The following is an 18,671-nucleotide window of genomic DNA, read 5'->3' as shown; positions in this document are numbered from 1 at the left end:
AAAAGCATCGGAGACACCTTCTCGGCCTTTACAGGCGGAAGTTCCATGCGGTGGCCTTCCGGGTATGTTGTCTAGACATAATGGCGGGTTTAGCTGGCTCTCAAATCGGCGCCCCTGGCCTGTCCACCCTGCCATCATGGAGTTCACTGAAGAGGAGGACCGCCGCCGATGCATGAACTCATCCCTGGGGAGCGCCTGGACATCCGCCGACAGTTCGGGCCCACCGGACTGGAATCCCTGAACGTCCACCTGGGCCGCGCACCCACCGGCACCCGGCTGTGGATCGTGGCGACCGGACCGTCCAGTGCCCTCCCGGCTCCTGCCGACCTGGTCCGCACCGGGCCCTTCACTGCCGAGATCCGCCTCGGCCACGCCCCGGCGAGCGGCGTGACGCGCGTGACCATCGGTTGCTCGTGGCGCGGCCGGGCCGGCTGGACCGGCACACTGACCCTGGCCAGCCTGAACGCACCCCCGGCCGCGGCCGACCTGACCGTTCCCGCTGCCAGCGGTCCCGCCGACCGGGAGCGCACCCTGCTGCTGTGCGAGCTGTACCTGCACGACCGCCGCTGGCGGATGCGCGTGCAGGGCGAGGAAACGCGCGGCGGTCCGGAAGGCGCGGCCACACTGCTCGGTGTTCCTGCCGCGTCCCTGCGCCCCCCACCCGGCCCGGTATCACCGCCCGCCGTGTCCCCCGTCCAGCCGCGACCCGGCCCGGCCGCAGGAGCAGTCCCCCCGGTCTCTGCGGGAACGAGCCCTGCACCTCCGCCCGCTGCGCGGCCAGCCGCACCGCCCCCGCCTCCCACTTCCGTCACGCTGCCGATGGGGGCCGCCACTGCGCCTGGCAGCCCACCGCCCGCCGCGCCGTCCCCGACCGCAGAGGCGACGCAGGATTCCGTCCTGACACGCTTCCAGCGGGCGTGGCAGGCGCTGCTGGGACCGGCCGAGCCCGCGTCACCGACAGTCCGCGCCACGCCGGACGCTCCGGTCAGTCCGGCGCAACCGGGCGCGGTGACGGCCCGCACGCTTCAGGACCTGCGCCGCCGCCTCGACCTGATCGCGCAGGACCTGCGCCCCGCCACCCAGCTGGACGCGAACGTCGCGCGGCTGCGCGTCCGGCACGGGCAGCTGCTCGAAACGCACGCACGTATCCTGCGGGAAGCGCGGGACCTGGAGGACCAGCGCGGACGCCTGCGCGCCCTGAACCTGCTGGCCGCGCAGGAACCGTCCCTGCGGGCCGTCGAGAACGAGATCGAGCGGGCCGTGCGGGCGCTGGCAGGAGCCGTGGACGCCCTAGCGACCGAACTCGTGACCGGACGACTGGAAGACAGCCGCGCCCGCCTGGGAGCCGAGGACCGTTACCTGCGCGGCCTGCGTCCCGGCGGGGACCGCTCGCTGACTGACCCGCCGCCGGCGGGAGCCACTCCGCCCACCCGTCCGCCATCCACGCCGGGAGCCACGCCGCTGGAGCCGCCCGCCGGCCGCACGGCCCCCGCCCCGGACCGGCCGGACCCGTCGGACGACGGGCTGGTCATTCCCTGGCTGAACCGCGACAGCTGAACCACCTGCGCCGCGCCAGCCGGGTCGCGGGTCACGCGGGTTCAGATGGTCACGGTGAGGGTTTCCGCCTTTCCGGCGGCGGTGCTCATGTACCGCGCGTCGGGTTGCATGCCCACGCGCGTCAGTTCCAGGCGGTCGGCGTCCCAGCACGCGCCGATGGTGGGGTCACGGCTGACCTCACCGAGTTCGTGGCGTTCGCAGGCGCGAGCCAGCAGGTCCACCTGCGCGTCCGAGAGGGGCAGGCGGCCGCGCCACGCCCGGACGAGGGCCGCCGCGCGCGCCCCGTGACCCAGGTCGTCAGCTTCGTCGAGACGTTCGGCGTCATGGAACCACGCGAAGTACCGCGCCACCGTCATGTCCCCGCCGGACGCCAGCGCCAGCCGCTCGGCGTGCGCCTGCACGCGCGCCCAGTGGGCAGGTCCGTGAATGGAGCGTCTTCCCAGTCGGAAGTGACGGATCAGGTCGGCGCGCAGCTGGGCGTCAGGCATGCGGCCCAGCATAGAGGCCGCGGACGGCGCCGGAGGCCGCAGGTGCCCGGATGGTCATACGGACTGCCGTTTGTTTCGCCAACAATCCGGAATTTCACCGGATTGCTGACTCCATGTCCGGAACCCGTGTCTCTCCTACTCTGCGGGGCAGCTCTACGAGTCGCATCCGCTCGGACCCAGCGGGCTTTGCAGCCCATTCAATCGGAGTCCGTATCAGGCCGGGCGGGACGAGCCGCGCAGCGTCAATTCCAGGCCGTCCACCGTGAAGCGCATGCCCTGGGCGGTGTTCCGGAACCCCAGGAAGGAACCGGCCGGAAATTCCAGCGCCATCACCCCGTAACGGTCGAACAGGTCGCCGGTCGCGCGGGCGAACTGCGCGGCGTCCTCCTGGCCGCGCTGGCCGGCGGTCGCCTGGAAGGCGGAGGCGTCCACCCGGTACGCCTCGGCGGCCGCGCGGTGGTCCGCCTCTCCCATGAACGCGAAGGCGAGGTCCTGGGTCGTGAACACGTCCTGTTCGGTCAGGCCCAGCAGGGCCGTCTGACCGGCCGGGAGGTCCGGACGGGCCGCCAGGGACGTCACGCCGCGCTGCACCATCAGGCGCGTCAGGTCGTCCGTGAATGCCGGCAGGGGAAAGTCGGACAGGGAGCTGGACTCGGGATGGGTCATGCGTCCAGGGTAGAGCAGAGGCGGCCATGCGGACGTGGCCGGTCAGTCCGGGCGGGCGCGGCGCATGAGCTGATCCGCCGCGCGGCCGAAACGCTCCCGCCGGTCCTGACTGATCCGGTCCGCTGAGGGATGGACCGTGACCCGTGCAGGCCCGGCCTCACCCGTCCAGGGAACGCCCAGGCCGGTCCAGGCGAGGCGGGCGGCGCCGCGCAGCGAGGCGTCGGGGGCGTCCGTGACGTGCAGCGGGCGGTTCAGGGCGTCCGCGAGCAGCTGCTGCCACCAGGGTTCCAGGGTGCCGCCCCCGGCGAGACGCAGCGGGTGCGCGCGGGGCAGGTCGAGCTGTTCGGCGGCCTGCGCGATGGACAGCGCCACGCCCTCGAACGCGGCGTAGGCGAGGTGGCCGGGACCGTGATCGGCTCCCAGTTCCAGCCATCCGGCGCGGGCGTGGGGGTTCAGGTGGGGGGTGCGGTCGCCGGTCAGGTAAGGCAGGAACAGCGGCGTGGCTGGCCCGGCCGTCTGCTGCGCGCCCAGGTACATGTCCGGCCAGGAGAGGCGCAGGGTGCGCCGCACCCATTCCAGCACGTTCCCGGCGTTCTGCACGGCGGCCAGCTGGTACCAGCCCTGCGCGGCGTCCCGGAAGGCATGTAGGGCCGGGTGCGGTCCGGGCAGGTCGGCGCGGCTCACGGCGATCTGCGCGCCGGTTCCGACGGTCAGCTGCGCCTCGCCGGGTGCGGGGTCAGCGGCGTGCAGGGCGGCGGCGGTGTCGGCCGCCCCGGTCAGGACCGGCAGGCCCGCCGGAAGTCCCAGGGCGCGGGCGGGTGCGGGCCGCAGGAACCCGGCGACGCTGCCGGACGGCCGGATGGGCGGCAGCAGCGCGGCCGGGAGGCCCAGGCGCTCCAGCAGTCCGGCGTGCCAGTCCTGCCGCTGCGGGTCGAACAGCAGCGTGCCCGAGGCGTCCGAGGGGTCGGTGGCGGCCTCGCCGGTCAAGTGCAGGCGCAGCCAGTCCTTGGGTTGCAGCGCCCAGCGGGCGGCGGCCAGGGCGGCGGGTTCGTGCGCGGCCAGCCACAGCAGGGTCGGGCCGGCGAATCCCGTGACGGGCGGGTTGCGCAGGTGGCGCAGCAACGGCTCTGGCAGCGCGTGGTACGCCTCGAGCTGCGGGGCGCTGCGCGTGTCGGACCACAGCACGGCAGGCCGCACGGCCTCGCCGGTGGGGGCGGTCAGGGTCACGCCGTGCATCTGCCCGGACAGGCTCACGGCCCGCACGCGCGCCGGGTCGCGGCCGCGTAGCACGTCCTGTGCGGCGCGCTGCGCGGCCGCCCACCAGTCGTCCGGGTGGCTCTCGGACCAGCCGGGCTGGGGACTGTGGGCCGGGTAGGCCTGCGCGGCGCGGCGCAGGACGTCACCGCCCGCCGTGATCAGCGCGGCTTTCAGGCTGCCGGTGCCGAGGTCCAGGGCCAGCACCACGTCCGGCCCGCCCGCCGGACGCGCGTGGCGGGCGGGCCGGGCTTCAGCTTCAGTGGGCCAGGACATCGGCGCTGAGATCCGCGGCGGCCAGGGCGCCGGTCATGACCGAGACAGTGTCGGCCATGCTGATCTTCTTCGGGTTCAGCAGCGCGGCGCGCCGGCCCATGCGGTGCACGTGGATGCGGTCGGCGATCTCGAAGACGTGCGGCATGTTGTGGCTGATCAGGATGACGGGCAGGCCCTTGTCCCGCACCTTGCGGATCAGGTCCAGGACCATGTTGCCCTCGCGCACGCCGAGCGCGGCGGTGGGTTCGTCCATGATGACCACGTGCCGGGCGAAGGCGGCGGCGCGGGCCACGGCCACGCCCTGCCGCTGACCGCCACTGAGCGTCTCGACCGGCTGGTTCATGCTCTTGATGGCGAACTGCAGGCCCTGCATGTGCTGCGTGGCCTCGGTCAGCATGCGCCGGCGGTCAATGACTTTCAGCAGGCGGCCCAGCGGCCCCCCGACGTACAGTTCGCGGCCCAGGAACAGGTTCTCGGCGATGGTCATGGCGGGCGCCACCGCGAGGGCCTGGTACACGGTCTCGATCCCCTCGCGGCGGGCGTCGCTGGGCGTGCGGAAATGCACGGGCCGGCCGTCCAGCAGGATCTCGCCCTCGTCGGGGATCAGCGCGCCGGACAGCGCCTTGATCAGGCTGCTCTTGCCCGCGCCGTTGTCACCGATGACGGCCATGATCTCGCCGGGACGCAACTCGAAATCCGCGCCGCCGATGGCGGTGACGTGCCCGTAGCGCTTGACGAGGTTCCGGGCTTCCATAACCAGTGGCCGGGCGGTCTGCGGGCCGGGCGGGGTGACGGGCAGGTGGGCGGCGGCGGTCATGCTTTCCTCCGGGAGAACTGGTCGGCGGCGACCGCCAGGATGATCAGGATGCCGGTGATGAGGTTCTGGTACACGCTGTCCAGGCCCATGAAGGTCAGGCCCGAGCGGAACACGCCGACGATCAGCACGCCGATCAGGGTGCCCATCACGTTGCCGCGCCCGCCGAACAGGCTGGTGCCGCCGATCACGACGGCCGTGATGCTCTCCAGGTTCTCGGTGGTGCCGGCCTCGGGGGACGCGCCGCCGATGCGTTCGAGCAGCAGCAGGGCCGCCACGCCGTACAGCACCCCGGCGAAGGTGTACACGCTGAGCAGCAGGCGGTTCTGGGGAATGCCGCTCAGACGCACCGCTTCGGGGTTGTTGCCCAGCGCGTAGATGTGCCGCCCCGGCGCGGTGAAGTTCAGGTACAGCCACGTCAGGACGAACAGTGCGACCATCAGCAGGCTGCCGTACGTGAACGGCGTGCCGAACACCGTGAAGCGCTGCGCGAGGAAGGTCAGGCCGTCGGCGGGCATGGGGACGCTGGTGGCCTTCGAGTAGATCTTCACGGCGGCGAACACGATGGAGTACATGCCGAGCGTCACGATGAACGGCGGCAACTTCCATTTCGTGATCAGCAGGCCGTTCAGCCAGCCGGCGAACGCCCCGACCGCGAAGCCCGCCAGGATCGCCAGCGGAATGGGCACGCCCTGCTCGACGGCCAGCTTGCCGATCACCATGCTGGCGAGCGCCATGATCATGCCGCAGCTCAGGTCGATGCCGGCCGTCAGGATGATCAGGGTCTGCGCGATGGCGATCACGCCGATGAACGACGCCTGTTGCAGGATCAGCGAGAAGGTTCCCAGCGTCAGGAAGCGGTCGGACTGCGTGGCGAAGAACAGGCAGGCGAGCAGCAGGGCGATCAGTGGCCCCAGGGTGCTGAGGTTCGGCAGCTGGAAGCGCCGGGCGGGTGGGGTGGTGGGTTGCGTCATGCTCATGGGTCTCCCCGGTTCAAGTGGTTCGCCACGGCGCGGCTCTGTGGGCGCGGGCCGTGGCGAAGGGAGGGTGAGGGGCAGGGGCGGGTCAGGAACGCCACTCGGCGCCCGGGGTGGGTTCACGCCTTCTCGGTCGGGTGGGGTGTCCGGATCACTCCGCCCACCGGAGGCTCACTGCCCCCAGCAGTTGGCGAGGCCGAACTTGCCGTTCTGGCTCTTCACGCCGCTCATGGCCTTGTTGGTGATCAGGGTGACGCCGGTGTCGGTGTACCCGCTGACCTTCTTGCCGGTCTTGGCGTAGTTCACGCCCGCCGCGACGCCCATGCTGGCCATCTTCAGGGGGTACTGCTGGCTGGTCGCGCCGATCACGCCGCCCTCGACGTTGCGCACGCCCGCGCAGCCTCCGTCCACGGAGACGATCAGGACGCTCTTCTCCTTCCCGGCGGCCTTCAGCGCCTGGTACGCGCCGGCAGCGGCGGGTTCGTTGATGGTGTACACGACGTTGATGTCCGGGTTCTTCTGGAGGCAGTTCTCCATGGCGGTCTGGCCCTTGGTCTGATCCCCGAAGGAGTCCTGCGCGCAGGCGACGCCCGTGTTCACGAGGTCTTTGGTGCTGGCCGTGATGCCCTTGACGCCGAAGCCCGCCAGGAAGCCGTTGTGCCGCGCGATGCCGACCGGATGGCCGGGGAACAGGTCCAGCGTGGCGATGACGGGCTTCTTGGTGCCCATGGCCTTCCTGGCCCACTGGCCGATCAGGATGCCCGCCTGGTAGTTGTTCGTGGCGAACAGGGCGTCCACGGCGCTGGCGGGTTCGGTGGGGCTGTCCAGCGCGATGACCATGACGCCCTGCGCGCGGGCCTTGGCGATGGCAGGCACGATGGCCTTGGAGTCGCTGGGCGTGATCAGGATGGTCTTGGCGCCGGCGGCGACCATGTTCTCGATGGCGGCGACCTGCCCGGCGTTGTCCCCGTCGGCCTTCCCGGCGGCGGTCAGCAGTTTGGCGCCCAGGCGGGTCGCTTCCTTCTGCGCGCCTTCTTTCATCTTCACGAAGAAGGGGTTGGTCTCGGTCTTGGTGATCAGGCCGATCACGGGTTGCGCGCTGCTCTGGGCCTGCACGGAAGTGACGGTCACGGCGGTCGCGGCGAGAAGGGCAGTGGCGGCGATCAGTCTGGCGTGGCGCATGGTGGGTCTCCTGGGTGTGAGAGGGGCGTCGGGGCGGGGGTGGACGGTCAGGCGCGGGGTGGACCGGTCGAGGGGGTGACGGGCGGGTGGGCGGCGGATGGATCCGGGCCGGACGCGCCGGAACGGGGCCGGGCGGGGGGCGCGGTGGAGTGACGCAGGATCAGGGTGGTGGGCAGCTGCACGCGGGCCGGTGTGCGGTTCCCGGAGGCGCTCAGGCGCCGCAGCAGCAGCTCGCAGGCCTGCACGCCCAGGTCGTAGGCGGGCTGCGCCACGACCGTCAGCGGCGGGGTCATCGTCTGCGCCCAGCGCGAATCGTCGAAACCCACGATGCTCAGGTCCTCGGGGATGCGCAGGCTCAGGGCGCGGGCGGCCAGGACCGCGCCGACGGTCATCTCGTTGTTGCCCACGAACAGCGCGGTGGGACGGTGGTCGGCCGGGAGGCTCAGCAGGTGCATGGCGGCGCGGTAGCCGTCATCCTCGCGGTGGTTGCCGGGCAGGACCAGCGCCGGGTCGTAGGTCAGGCCGGCGGCGTGCAGGGCGGCGCGGTAGGCGTCGTGGCGTTCGGTGGCGGTGCTGATGTCCTGCTGGCCCACGATCATGCCGATGCGGGTGTGGCCCAGTTCGATCAGGTGGCGGGTGGCGGCCGCGCCGCCGCCGGTGTTGTCGGTGGTCACGGTCGTGGCGTCCGGGCGGCCGGTCACGCGGTCGAGTTCAACGACCGGCAGGTCCGGCATGGCCTTCAGGTGTTCGCGGGCGCCGCTGGTGGGCACCAGGATCAGGCCCTGGGGCAGGTGGCCGCGCAGGGTGTCCAGGGCGCGGCGCTCCTTGGCGGGGTCCTCGTCGCTGTTGAACAGGAACGCCACGTAGCCGTGCCGGTCGGCGGCGTCCTGGATGCCCTTGGCGAGCGTGGCGTGGAAGGGGTTGAGGATGTCCGTGACGATCACGCCGATGGTGCGCGTCTCGCCCTGCCGCAGGCCGCGGGCCAGCACGTTGGGCTGGTACCCGAGCTGCCGGGCGGCTTTCAGGACGCGTTCACGGGTGGTCTGCGCGACCATGTCGGGGCGGGAGAGGGCGCGGGAAGCGGTGGCCGTGGAGACCTGGGCGAGCTGGGCGACATCCTGGATGCTCGGCATTGAAAACGATTACACCTCCCTGACGGACATGTATATTCGAGCGGTTTCCCAGACGAGGAAACCAGTTGCAAACGATTACATTGAGATGCGGCTAGTGTGAACTCCCGGTCACCACTTGTCAAGTGCCCGCCCGGCGCGCACAACTGGCGGTCGTGGCCCGGACCGTTTTATCGCTCCCAGTCCACGACCGCCGACCGCTTCACCCAACTGATCCGCCCGAACCGTTCATATGGACTGCCGTTTGTTTCGCCCACCATCCGGAACTTCACCGGGGATGGCCGGCTCCACGTCCGGAGGGGCGTTTCTCTCCCACTCTGCGGGGCAGCTCTCCGAATCGCTTTGCTCGGACCCGGCGGGCTTTGCAGCCTGTTCAATCGGAGTCCGTGTCAGTTTTCCCTGACCGTCACCTCAAACTCGACGGTCGCGTCGCCGGTCGGGGGAAGCGCGCCGCGGAACGCCACGGTGTCCGTCTGATGCTCGAACTGATTCCCGGCCGGTCCGCTCACGTTGAAGAGGGTCAGGTAACTGGTCCGTTCCGTCACCTCGAACTCGACCGGTCGCCGGCCAGCGTTGTGCAGCCGGTACGTCACCCGGTATTCCCGGATGGCGCGCGTGACCGCCCGCCCGTGGCGGTCCACGTCCTCCGTCTCCGTGGCTGCGCTGCTCAGGAGCGTCACGGTCCGGTGGTAGGTCACGTTCGGGTCCTGACCCAGCGTGAAGGCCACCTCCTGCCCGGCCGCCGTTTCCCCGACCCGCGGCTGCCCGACCAGGTACCCCTGGTCCCGGACCGTGACCCTGGCCTCCAGCAGCGGCCGTTCCGGCACCAGGCTGTAGCGCCGCTGGAAGGCACCCCGCTGCTCACTGGCGAACGACATGACGAGCGACGCGACGTTCGTCAGGCGGGTGTGGCGCAGCGGCACGTCCTCGAACGGCACCGTGACGTTCGACCCGCCGGCCAGCCGGGGTGGGTTCAGCAGTTGATACCGGTACAGGCCCGCGATTTCCGGGGCGTCCTCCGGATCCTCCCAGCTGGGCGAGGCGTTCTGGGCGAAGTACGAGGTTCTGTCACGCGGTAGCCTGAATCCCAGCGTGGGCCGCTGGCCGCGCACCTCTCCGGCCACGAGCGTCAGGACTTCCGGTTCCAGCGGCAGGTCCCCACGGTTGTGCAGGGTCGCGTCGGCGCGCAGCACCCCGCCCCCCTGACCGTCGATGTCCAGCTGTTACTGCGCGGACCAGGTCAGGGACCGGGTCAGGTAGGTCAGGACGCCCTCGCCCGGCCCGCGCAGGGCGAAACTCAGGCTCACCACTCCCCGCTGGCCCTGCGGTGGCGGCGCCTCGGGCAGAAGCAGGTCCTGCTGCGACGCGTGGAAGTACGCGCCGTTCGCGTTCTGCACGAGCAGATCGTCCGCGCGGATCAGCGTGACCTCCTCGGTCCCGTGCGCGGCGCGCAGCCAGACACGCCGCCCCTCGAAGGCGGTCAGCCAGCTCTCGCGGGCCAGCATGGTCTTGCTGGCGTACGGCAGATCAGGGTGATGGACTCGGGATCCACCGACTCCCAGGTGGTCGCCGGGAACGTCAGTTCCAGCCGGTCAGCCTCACTCTGGACGAGGGTGCGGACCTCACTGAAGTCCGGGTAGATGCGCAGTTCGACGGCAGGCGGGCGGGACTCGGTCATGAACGGACTCCGGTGGGGCGCGGAGGAGAGGCCGGGACCGGCCGGGCCGGGCGGCGCGGCGGCAGTCACGGCAGCGAAGGGTCCCACCGACAGCGTGGCAGAAACGCCGCCGCCGCGCGATGGCAGGTGACGTTACGGCGCCTGCCGGTCGGGCAGCTGCCAGACCCGCCCGTCCTGCGTGCCCAGGAAGGCGCCCCGCGCCGAGGCCAGGACCGCCGAGGACGGAGCGGCCGGGAGCGTCAGCTCGTCCGGCCCGAGGGTGCGCGTCTGCTCCTGCGTGCCGAGCCACACGCCTCCCTGCCAGACGCCCCCGGTGACCAGACGCTCGCCCAGCCGGTGGTTGCTGACCAGGGGCGACCCGGTCACGGGCGTGGCCGTCAGGCGCGTGCCGGTCAGCGCGTAGCGGTGCAGCGCGCCGCCCAGGTGGGGGGTATGCACGGCGTAGAGGTCGGCGCCGTCCGTCAGGGGGGCCAGCCAGCGGCCACCGCGTCCGAAATCCGGCCCGGCGGCCAGTACCCGCAGCGTCCCGCCCTGAAGGCCGACGACCGTCAGCGCCCCGCCTCCCTGCGGGGAGGCGCGCACCACCGCCAGCACGTCCCGCCCCGCCGCGCGCAGTGGGCGCGCCTCCCAGTCCTCGAACACCAGTGGGGCGGGCAGGGTCAGGGTGGCCCGCACGGCCAGCGAGACGGGATCCAGCGCGACGAGTCCGGCCGCTTCCACGGCGTCACCCAGCACACCGTGCGCGTAGCGGGTGGTCGGACGGGTCAGCAGCACCACCCAGGGCCGACCGTCGCCGTTCAGGTCCGCCAGGTGAGGGCGGGCGTCCGGCAGGGCCGCGACCGGCATGCGCCGCGACACGGTTCCGGCGCGGCTGATCAGCAGGGCCTCGCCCGCGCGGCTGATCGCCAGCAACTCGCCTGACGGCGTGCAGAGCGTCCCGGCGCTGACACTCAGGTTCCCGGCGCCCCGGCGCTGGCCCCACCACAGCTGCCCGCCACGCTGCGTGGCAGCCACCTGCCCCGCGCAGCTGGTCAGGGGCGCATCGGTGGACAGCCCGGCCGCGAGGCGGACCGGTGTGCCCGCCAGATTCCACAGCTCGCCCGCGCGGGTCAGGGCGTGAAGGTCGCCAGTCATGGTCAGCGAGACCGCCGGGTCCGGCAGCTGCGCCACCACGCGCTGCGCCCCGGCCAGACCCGCCCCGGCCCACAGGATCACGCACAGCAGCAGGGGACGCAGGAACAGGAAGCGTGAGGAGTGTCGGACCATCCACCCAGTCTGCACGGAACGGAAGCGGCAGGTCTGTCGCGCGGCCCGGCTTGCTAGGCTGGGCGGGGCCGCTCCGGCGCTGTCTGCGGCGCACTGCACACGGAAGCTGGCCGCCTGGAGGTCTGTGTGATTCTCGTTGCCGGCAGTGCCAACCTGGACTTCATCACCCGCGTCCCCCACCTCCCCCGCCCCGGCGAGACGGTCCTCGGCCCGGCCTTCACCACCGCCCCCGGCGGCAAGGGTGCCAATCAGGCGGTCGCCTGCGCCCGCAGCGGCCACCCCACCCGCTTCTTCGGCGCCCTCGGCGACGACCCCTACGCCGCTCCCCTCCGCGAGTCCCTGTGTGCCAGTGGCGTGCAGGACACCACCCTCACCCTCGACGCTCCCACCGGCGCGGCCTTCATCACCGTCGCCGACAGCGGCGAGAACGTCATCGCCGTCGCCTCCGGCGCCAACGCCCTCCTGACCCCGGAGCACAGGCCGGACTTCACGGACGTCACGCACCTGATCCTGCAACTCGAACTGCCGCTGGTCACCGTGCAGGCCTACGCCCGCTCGGCGCGGGAGCGGGGGGTGACGGTCGTCCTGAACGCCGCACCCGCCCCCACCTCGCCCCTTCCGGCGGAGCTGCTGGCGAATGTGGACGTGCTGGTGGTGAATGAGGGGGAACTGAGCACCCTGACCGGCGCGGCCCACGGCGGCCTGTCGGAGCAACTCCACGCGGCGCAGGCCCTGGGGCCGGGAACGGTGATCGTCACGCTGGGCGGGGCGGGGAGCGTGGCAGTCCACGGGGGTCAGCGGATCGAGGTGGCGGCGCATCCGGTCACGGTGCGGGACACGACGGGCGCGGGGGATACCTTCGTGGGGGTGCTGACGGGGGCGCTCGGCGAGGGCCTGAGCCTCCCGCAGGCCATGCGGGAGGCGAGCGTGGCGGCCTCGCTGGCCTGCACCCGCGAGGGCGCGCAGCCCAGCATGCCCTCCCGCCACGAACTCGACCGCGCCCTCGCGCAGGGCGGTGTGGGGGCCGGACTCCCTGCCGGCGGTCCTGGCGTCTAGGATGGGGGCGTGACCCCCACTGCCGCACCGACTGTACTTGATCAGATCAAGGCCCTGGCGCAGGACACCCGGTATGAACTGACGCGGTATCTGGCGACCGGTGAGCACTGCGTCTGCGATCTGGAAGCGCTGCTGAACATGCCGCAATCGAAGGTGTCGTATCACCTGGCGGTTTTGCGGGACGCCGGTCTGGTCACGTCGGAGCAGCGGGGGAAGAACGTCTACTACGCCCTGAGCCACGTGACCCTGTACCGGCTGGGCGGCGAACTGCTGACCGACCTGTTGCCGGATCACGCAGCCCTGACAGATCAATCCAAATCGGTATGTTAACGTGACGGGGTGACCCGTGTCCTGATCCTGTGCACCCACAACTCCGCCCGCTCGCAGATGGCCGAGGCCCTGACCCGCGACGCCGCCCACCGCCTCGGCGTGCCCCTGGAGGTCCACTCGGCCGGTACCGAGGCCACCCGCGTCAAGGACGACGCGATTACCGTCATGAGCGAACTGGGCCTGGACCTGAGCACCCACACCAGCAAGACCCTCTGGGACGTGCCGGACGCGCAGAACTTCGATTACGTGGTGACCGTGTGCGACAGCGCCGCCGAGGCCTGCCCCGCGTACCCCGGCCAGACCACCCGCCGCCACTACCCCTTCGTGGACCCGTCGGGCGGCAGTCTGGACCGCTGGCGGGCCGTGCGCGACCAGCTGGGCGTTCAATTCGAGGCCTTCGTGCAGGCCCTGAAAGACGGCCGGGACGCGCCGCCCACCTACGAGGACAGCCCCGCCGTGAGCGCGCAGTAACGTGCTGCTCGCGGCCCTCATCTTCCTGCTGACGCTGACGCTGGTGATCTGGCAACCCAGGCTGAAATGGCAGCCCGGCGGCCTGGGCATCGGCTGGAGCGCCTCGTTCGGCGCGCTGCTGGCGCTGGCTACCGGGGTGGTCAGCGTGGCCGACATTCCGGTCGTGTGGAACATCGTCTGGAACGCGACGATCACCTTCGTCGCGCTGATCGTCATCAGTCTGCTGCTGGACGAGGCCGGGTTCTTCCGCTGGGCGGCGCTGCACGTGGCCCGCTGGGGCCGGGGAAACGGTCACCGGCTGTTCGCACTGGTGGTGCTGCTGGGCGCGGCCGTGTCGGCCCTGTTCGCCAACGACGGCACCGCCCTGATTCTCACGCCCATCGTGCTGGCCATGCTGACCTCGCTGGGCCTGCGCCCGGCGACCACGCTGGCGTTCATCCTGGCGACCGGGTTCATCGCGGACGCCGCCAGCCTGCCGCTGGTGATCAGCAACCTCGTGAACATCGTCACCGCCGATTACTTCGACCTCAGCTTCAGCGCGTACGCCAGCGTCATGGTGCCCGTGAACCTCGCGGCCGTCGCCGCCAGCCTGGGGACGCTGTACCTGCTGTTCCGCCGGGACCTGCCCGCCACCTACGCACTGGACCGCCTGGAAGCGCCGGGGCAGGCGGTACGTGACCCGCAGGTGTTCCGGACGGGCTTCTGGGTGCTGGGCGTGCTGCTGGTCGGGTACTTCGCCGCCGAGCCGCTGGGCGTGCCCGTCAGCGTGGTCGCCGTGCTGGGCGCCGCCCTGCTGTACCTCGTCGCGGCGCGCGGAAACGTCATCAGCACCCGCCGGGTCCTGGCCGGCGCGCCGTGGCAGATCGTGCTGTTCTCGCTGGGGATGTACCTCGTGGTGTACGGCCTGCGCAATGCCGGACTGACCGACCTGCTCGCCGGGGTACTGGACCGCCTCGCGGACGGCGGGCTGTGGTCCGCGACGCTGGGAACCGGCGTGGTCATGGCCGTGATTTCCAGCCTCATGAACAACATGCCCAGCGTGCTGATCGGCAACATCGCCATTCAGGACAGCGCCGCGACCGGCCTGATCCGAGAGGGCATGATCTACGCGAACGTCGTCGGGAACGACCTCGGGCCGAAGATCACGCCCATCGGGAGCCTCGCCACGCTGCTGTGGCTGCACGTCCTGAGTCTCAAGGGCGTGCGGATCGGCTGGGGGCAGTACTTCAGGGTCGGCATCGTGCTGACCCTGCCGGTCCTGCTCGTCACGCTCGGCGCCCTGGCCCTGCGGCTGTCTGTCACGCCTTGATATGTCCGTCCGCCCGGTCCGTTCACACCCTGTTCAGGAGGTTGCCATGAATACAGTCGAATCCCGTCCAGTCTCTGTCCTGTTCCTGTGTACCGGCAACACTGCCCGTTCCCAGCTGGCCCAGGTGCTGCTCGAGCATCATGGCGGCGGCCGTTACGCGGTCACGTCGGCCGGGCTGGAGCCGGGCAGCGTCAACCCGCTGACCGTGCAGGTGCTGCAGGAGTCCGGTCTGCCCACCGGGCACCTGCAGGCCAAGGGCGTCAGACCCCTGATCGCGGAGCACTTCACGTACGTGATCACGGTGTGTGACCGTGCGGAGGCGAACTGCCCGATCTTCCCGAACGCCACGTACCGCCTGCACTGGCCTTTCGAGGATCCGGCCGCCGCCACCGGCAGTGAAGAGGAGCGCCTCGCGGTGTTCCGGCACGTGCGGGACGAGATTGACGCTCGCATTCAGGCGTGGGTGGCGGCGCGCGTATGAGGGTTGCGGTTTTCGGGGACGTGCACGGCAACCGCTTCGCGCTGGAAGCGGTGGCCGGGGACATCGAAACCCACCGGCCGGACGCCTGGGTGAACCTGGGCGATCAGGTGTTCGGCGGCGCGGACCCGGCCGGAGCGTGGCACCTTCAACAGCAACTGAAAGCCGGGTACGGCGTTCTGGAAGTACGCGGCAACACGGATGAACGCCTCGGCCAGCCCCTGACCGAGACGACCGAGAAACGCGGGATGCTCACGTGGCTGCACACGCAACTGCCCAGGGGGGCCGGCGCGTCCGTCGCGGCCCTGCCGACCTCGGTCACGCTGGCGGACGGGGAGGTGCTCGCGGCGCACGGCACGCCGGATTCCGCGTGGACGTACCTGCTGCGCGACGGGGGGGGCTGGGCCGGTGACGACCTCGTGCAGGAGCGCCTGGGGAACGTCGGGAACGCCCGCGTGGTCATCGTGGGCCACTCCCACCTGGAGCAAGTGCGCCAGATCGGTCCCGTGACCGTCGTGAACGCCGGAGCGGTCTCGAGACAGAAGGACGGTTCTCCGCTGGCACGCTGGGTGCTGCTCGAGGGCGGGGACGGGATCTGGACGGTCACGTTCCGGCGGGTGCCGTACAACATTGAGGCGGCGGCCCGCTGGGCCGAGGCGCACGCGTACCACGGTGTCAAGGAGGCGGCGCAGCTGCGCACGGGGCGCGGGTAGGCCCGGCGGTGGGGGAGGGGTGGCCGGACACACTGACGCCCCTCCCCTGAACGCATTGACATTCTTCGATGAATCGGCGACCATGCATCCATGGATTTCGATGGAACGGCCGCCGTGTTCCGGGCGCTGGGTGACGTGCACCGCCTGCGGGCCCTGCACTTCCTGGCGACCGCCGACGCCACCTGCTGCTCGACCGGGCAGGGCGTGTGCACCTGCGACGTCCAGGCCATGCTGGGCCTCAGCCAGCCCACCACCAGCCACCACATGAAACTGCTTGTCGAGGCCGGACTGGTCACAGCGCAGAAACGCGGCCGCTGGACCTACTACGCCCTCAGCGCCCACGGACTGCACCTGGCCCGCACCGCCATCGGCGCGCTGCTGGCCGCCGCGCCACACCGGGACGCCGCCTGACCGCCACCCCCCAGCCGCCCCCAACCCAAGGGAGAACGCCATGACCCAGACCACCCAGCCCACCGCCCAGCCGATCCCTGGCCTGACCGAACAGACCACCGCCGCCCTGATCCGCGACCTGCGCGCCCAGCCCCAGCGCCCACTGGAATTCTGGCTGAACGGCGAGGTGCTCGTGCCCGCCGGCTACCACGTCACCGAGGTCAAGGCCGTCACCATCGAGGCGATGGACTGCGGCGGACGGGCCAACCTCTGGCGGGAAACCGTCATCCAGCTGATGAACGGTACCGCCGCCGAGGCGCAGGCCGGATTCATGACCAACCGCAAGTTCCTGGCCATCTACGACCGCGTGGTCCGGCACATCCCCGTGCGCGACGGGGCCGAACTGCGCTTTGAGTACGGCAACGACCGCGCGCCCGCCCTTCAGTACCACGTCAGTCACCTCGAAAGCCGACCGGAGCGGCTGATCATGCACCTGCGCACCCCCGGCGTGCAGTGCAAGGCCGGTGAACTCTGCGGCCTGCCCGCCCCGGACAGCACCGATGCCCCGGACATCACCGACGCCTGCGAGCCCGGCAGCGGCTGCTGCGGCCCGCAGGCTCCCATCTCGCTCCGCTGAACGCGGCCGCCACCCACCGCTGAACGGCCACCACTCCACGCTTTCCTGAGGCCCGGCCCGTGCCCGGGCGGAGCGAGTGAACGGAACCGGCCGAGCAGAAGGGCAGCGGCACAGCGGCAACCGCCGGGACAGGCGCCCCCATCCCGGCGGTTGCCGTGTGGTCCTTCATGCGGCATACTCCGGAAGCCGCGGGCGCGGCGTCCCACTTTGAGTGACGCCCCCGACGATAACTGAAACCCAGGGCCCATCCCGGCGGCCCTTCCCGGTGGGGCGCTGCCCCTGCCGGCAGTTGTCACGGCACCCCTGAGGTGCATATGACCGCAAGTCCCGTTTCAAGATTCGACCTCGCGCAGTACAGGCGCGAATGGTTCGGCAATCCCCGCCGGGACATCCTGGCCGGGATCGTCGTGGCGCTCGCCCTGATCCCCGAAGCGATCGCCTTCTCGATCATTGCCGGCGTGGACCCCCAGGTGGGTCTGTACGCGTCGTTCATCATCGCGATCGTCACCGCGTTCCTGGGTGGGCGGCCCGGCATGATCAGCGCCGCGACCGGCGCCATGGCCCTGCTGATGACCGGTCTGGTCCGGGATCACGGCCTCGAGTACCTGTTCGCGGCGACCGTCCTGACCGGCGTGTTCCAGATGATGTTCGGCTGGGCGCGGCTGGCGCGCTACCTCAAGTTCATTCCGCGCAGCGTCATGGTGGGCTTCGTCAACGCGCTGGCCATTCTGATTTTCATGGCGCAACTGCCCCAGTTCGTGGGCGCGAACTGGCAGATGTACGCGATGGTCGCTGCCGGCCTGGCGATCATCTACCTGCTGCCCCGCGTGTTCAGGGCCATTCCGAGTGCCCTGGTCGCCATCGTGGCCCTGACCCTGGTGGCGGTCTTCACGGGAGCCGACGTGAAAACTGTGGGCGACATGGGCACCCTGCCCACCGCCCTGCCACCCTTCAGCTTCCCGCAGGTGCCCCTGACCCTCGAAACGCTGGGCATCATCACGCCCGTGGCGCTCACGCTGGCCCTGGTCGGCATTCTCGAGAGCCTGCTGACCGCGCAGCTCATCGACGAGCGGACCGACACGACCAGCGACAAGAACGCGGAATCCCGCGGGCAGGGCGTGGCGAACATCGTGACCGGCTTCTTCGGCGGGATGGCGGGCTGCGCCATGATCGGCCAGAGCATGATCAACGTCTCCAACGGCGGGCGCGGCCGACTCTCGACCTTCGTGGCAGGCGCGTTCCTGCTCGTGCTGATCCTGCTGCTGCAACCGCTGCTGGTACAGATCCCGATGGCGGCGCTGGTCGCGGTGATGATCGTCGTCTCGGTCGGCACCTTCGACTGGAGCAGCCTGAAAAGCCTGACCGTCTTCCCGAAGAGCGAGAGCATCGTCATGCTGGCCACCGTCGCCGTGACCGTCCTCACGCACGACCTCAGCCGGGGCGTGCTGGTCGGCGTGATTCTCAGCGCCCTGTTCTTCGCGCGCAAGGTCTCGCAACTCTCGCAGGTGACGCACACCGACAGCGCCGACGGCACCCGCACCTACCGCGTGCAGGGCCAGCTGTTCTTCGTCAGTACGCACGACTTCCTGCACCAGTTCGACTTCACGCAGCCTGCCCGCCGCGTCGTGATCGACCTGACGGACGCGCACTTCTGGGACGGCTCAGCGGTCGGCGCGCTCGACAAGGTCATGTTGAAATTCAGGCGCCTGGGCACGCCCGCCGAACTGATCGGCCTGAACGGGGCGTCCGCCACCCTGATCGACCGGCTGGCCGTGCATGACAAACCCGGCGCCCTGGACCGCAGCGCCGGTCACTGATACGGACTGCCGTTTGTTTCGCCGACAATCCGGAACTTCACCGCCCCTGCCGGCTCCACGTCCGGAACCCGTTTTGCTCCCACTCGCTTCGCTCGGATTGAACGGTCTTTGCAGCCCATTCAATCGGAGTCCGTATGATCCCCTCCCTGCAGGTGACGCAGACGGATCGGGAGGGGACCGGT

Annotated in this window: 21 protein-coding genes; 10 read left to right on the top strand and 11 right to left on the bottom strand. The window is 70.8% G+C overall.

The features are described from left to right. Positions 1 to 168: 168 nt before the first annotated feature. Positions 169 to 1,557, top strand: coding sequence for a hypothetical protein (locus tag CBQ26_RS01655; protein ID WP_088246876.1), 1,389 nt, complete (start codon positions 169 to 171; stop codon positions 1,555 to 1,557). A gap of 41 nt (positions 1,558 to 1,598) precedes the next feature. On the opposite strand, the gene CBQ26_RS01650 is transcribed toward CBQ26_RS01655, so the two are convergent. The 11 genes from CBQ26_RS01650 to CBQ26_RS01605 all read right to left on the bottom strand — a co-directional run bounded on the left by CBQ26_RS01650 (position 1,599) and on the right by CBQ26_RS01605 (position 11,288). Continuing rightward, positions 1,599 to 2,045, bottom strand: coding sequence for an HD domain-containing protein (locus CBQ26_RS01650; protein ID WP_088246875.1), 447 nt, complete (start codon positions 2,043 to 2,045; stop codon positions 1,599 to 1,601). 213 nt (positions 2,046 to 2,258) lie between these two features. Beyond that, a complete protein-coding gene (locus tag CBQ26_RS01645) occupies positions 2,259 to 2,711 on the bottom strand; it encodes a hypothetical protein (protein ID WP_088246874.1) in 453 nt (150 codons plus the stop codon). Between the two features lie 42 nt (positions 2,712 to 2,753). Then, positions 2,754 to 4,241, bottom strand: a complete 1,488-nt coding sequence (locus CBQ26_RS01640) for a xylulokinase (RefSeq protein ID WP_088246873.1) — start codon at positions 4,239 to 4,241, stop codon at positions 2,754 to 2,756. Then, positions 4,225 to 5,058, bottom strand: a complete 834-nt coding sequence (locus CBQ26_RS01635) for an ATP-binding cassette domain-containing protein (protein WP_088246872.1) — start codon at positions 5,056 to 5,058, stop codon at positions 4,225 to 4,227. The genes CBQ26_RS01640 and CBQ26_RS01635 overlap by 17 nt, the downstream gene beginning before the upstream one ends. After that, positions 5,055 to 6,029 (bottom strand): ABC transporter permease, encoded by a 975-nt coding sequence (locus tag CBQ26_RS01630; protein ID WP_088246900.1) that lies wholly within the window; start codon positions 6,027 to 6,029, stop codon positions 5,055 to 5,057. The genes CBQ26_RS01635 and CBQ26_RS01630 overlap by 4 nt, the downstream gene beginning before the upstream one ends. Before the next feature lie 174 nt (positions 6,030 to 6,203). After that, the gene (locus CBQ26_RS01625) at positions 6,204 to 7,214 is read right to left on the bottom strand and encodes a sugar ABC transporter substrate-binding protein (RefSeq protein ID WP_088246871.1); all 1,011 of its coding nucleotides are present in this window, start codon (positions 7,212 to 7,214) and stop codon (positions 6,204 to 6,206) included. 47 nt (positions 7,215 to 7,261) lie between these two features. Further along, entirely contained in the window at positions 7,262 to 8,347 is a 1,086-nt protein-coding gene (locus CBQ26_RS01620) for a LacI family DNA-binding transcriptional regulator (RefSeq protein WP_088246870.1), read from the bottom strand. Positions 8,348 to 8,733: 386 nt separating this feature from the next. Continuing rightward, a complete protein-coding gene (locus CBQ26_RS01615; protein WP_088246869.1) occupies positions 8,734 to 9,537 on the bottom strand; it encodes a hypothetical protein in 804 nt (267 codons plus the stop codon). Between the two features lie 30 nt (positions 9,538 to 9,567). Further along, a complete protein-coding gene (locus CBQ26_RS01610) occupies positions 9,568 to 9,849 on the bottom strand; it encodes a hypothetical protein (protein WP_088246868.1) in 282 nt (93 codons plus the stop codon). Beyond that, positions 9,825 to 10,022: a hypothetical protein gene (locus tag CBQ26_RS21170; protein ID WP_143341909.1), complete on the bottom strand. Its 198-nt coding sequence runs from the start codon at positions 10,020 to 10,022 to the stop codon at positions 9,825 to 9,827. Before CBQ26_RS21170 ends, CBQ26_RS01610 begins: the two co-directional genes overlap by 25 nt. A 132-nt stretch (positions 10,023 to 10,154) precedes the next feature. Beyond that, positions 10,155 to 11,288, bottom strand: a complete 1,134-nt coding sequence (locus tag CBQ26_RS01605) for a hypothetical protein (RefSeq protein WP_088246867.1) — start codon at positions 11,286 to 11,288, stop codon at positions 10,155 to 10,157. Between the two features lie 126 nt (positions 11,289 to 11,414). On the opposite strand from CBQ26_RS01605, the gene CBQ26_RS01600 reads away from it, so the two are divergent. From CBQ26_RS01600 to CBQ26_RS01560, 9 genes are all read left to right on the top strand, one after another. After that, positions 11,415 to 12,344 (top strand): ribokinase, encoded by a 930-nt coding sequence (locus CBQ26_RS01600; RefSeq protein WP_088246866.1) that lies wholly within the window; start codon positions 11,415 to 11,417, stop codon positions 12,342 to 12,344. 9 nt (positions 12,345 to 12,353) lie between these two features. Continuing rightward, complete coding sequence (locus CBQ26_RS01595) at positions 12,354 to 12,674, top strand: ArsR/SmtB family transcription factor (RefSeq protein WP_088246865.1); 321 nt, start codon at positions 12,354 to 12,356, stop codon at positions 12,672 to 12,674. 9 nt (positions 12,675 to 12,683) lie between these two features. After that, the gene (locus CBQ26_RS01590) at positions 12,684 to 13,145 is read left to right on the top strand and encodes an arsenate reductase ArsC (protein ID WP_088246864.1); all 462 of its coding nucleotides are present in this window, start codon (positions 12,684 to 12,686) and stop codon (positions 13,143 to 13,145) included. A 1-nt stretch (position 13,146) separates the two neighbouring features. Continuing rightward, a complete protein-coding gene (locus tag CBQ26_RS01585) occupies positions 13,147 to 14,454 on the top strand; it encodes an arsenic transporter (protein ID WP_088246863.1) in 1,308 nt (435 codons plus the stop codon). A 46-nt stretch (positions 14,455 to 14,500) separates the two neighbouring features. Beyond that, positions 14,501 to 14,935 carry an arsenate reductase ArsC gene (locus tag CBQ26_RS01580; RefSeq protein ID WP_088246862.1) on the top strand — a complete coding sequence of 145 codons (435 nt, stop codon included), beginning with the start codon at positions 14,501 to 14,503 and terminating at the stop codon, positions 14,933 to 14,935. After that, positions 14,932 to 15,645, top strand: a complete 714-nt coding sequence (locus CBQ26_RS01575; RefSeq protein WP_088246861.1) for a metallophosphoesterase family protein — start codon at positions 14,932 to 14,934, stop codon at positions 15,643 to 15,645. Before CBQ26_RS01580 ends, CBQ26_RS01575 begins: the two co-directional genes overlap by 4 nt. Positions 15,646 to 15,735: 90 nt before the next feature. Further along, the gene (locus CBQ26_RS01570) at positions 15,736 to 16,056 is read left to right on the top strand and encodes an ArsR/SmtB family transcription factor (protein ID WP_088246860.1); all 321 of its coding nucleotides are present in this window, start codon (positions 15,736 to 15,738) and stop codon (positions 16,054 to 16,056) included. Between the two features lie 40 nt (positions 16,057 to 16,096). Further along, entirely contained in the window at positions 16,097 to 16,672 is a 576-nt protein-coding gene (locus CBQ26_RS01565; protein ID WP_088246859.1) for a DUF6428 family protein, read from the top strand. A gap of 314 nt (positions 16,673 to 16,986) precedes the next feature. Then, positions 16,987 to 18,489, top strand: coding sequence for a SulP family inorganic anion transporter (locus CBQ26_RS01560; RefSeq protein WP_088246858.1), 1,503 nt, complete (start codon positions 16,987 to 16,989; stop codon positions 18,487 to 18,489). The last annotated feature ends 182 nt before the right edge of the window (positions 18,490 to 18,671 follow it).

It is taken from the genome of Deinococcus indicus (genome assembly GCF_002198095.1).
GTDB classification, from domain to species: domain Bacteria; phylum Deinococcota; class Deinococci; order Deinococcales; family Deinococcaceae; genus Deinococcus; species Deinococcus caeni.
The sequence above is the reverse complement of the archived record's forward strand: the minus strand, read 5'-3'. Positions and strand labels throughout refer to the sequence as shown.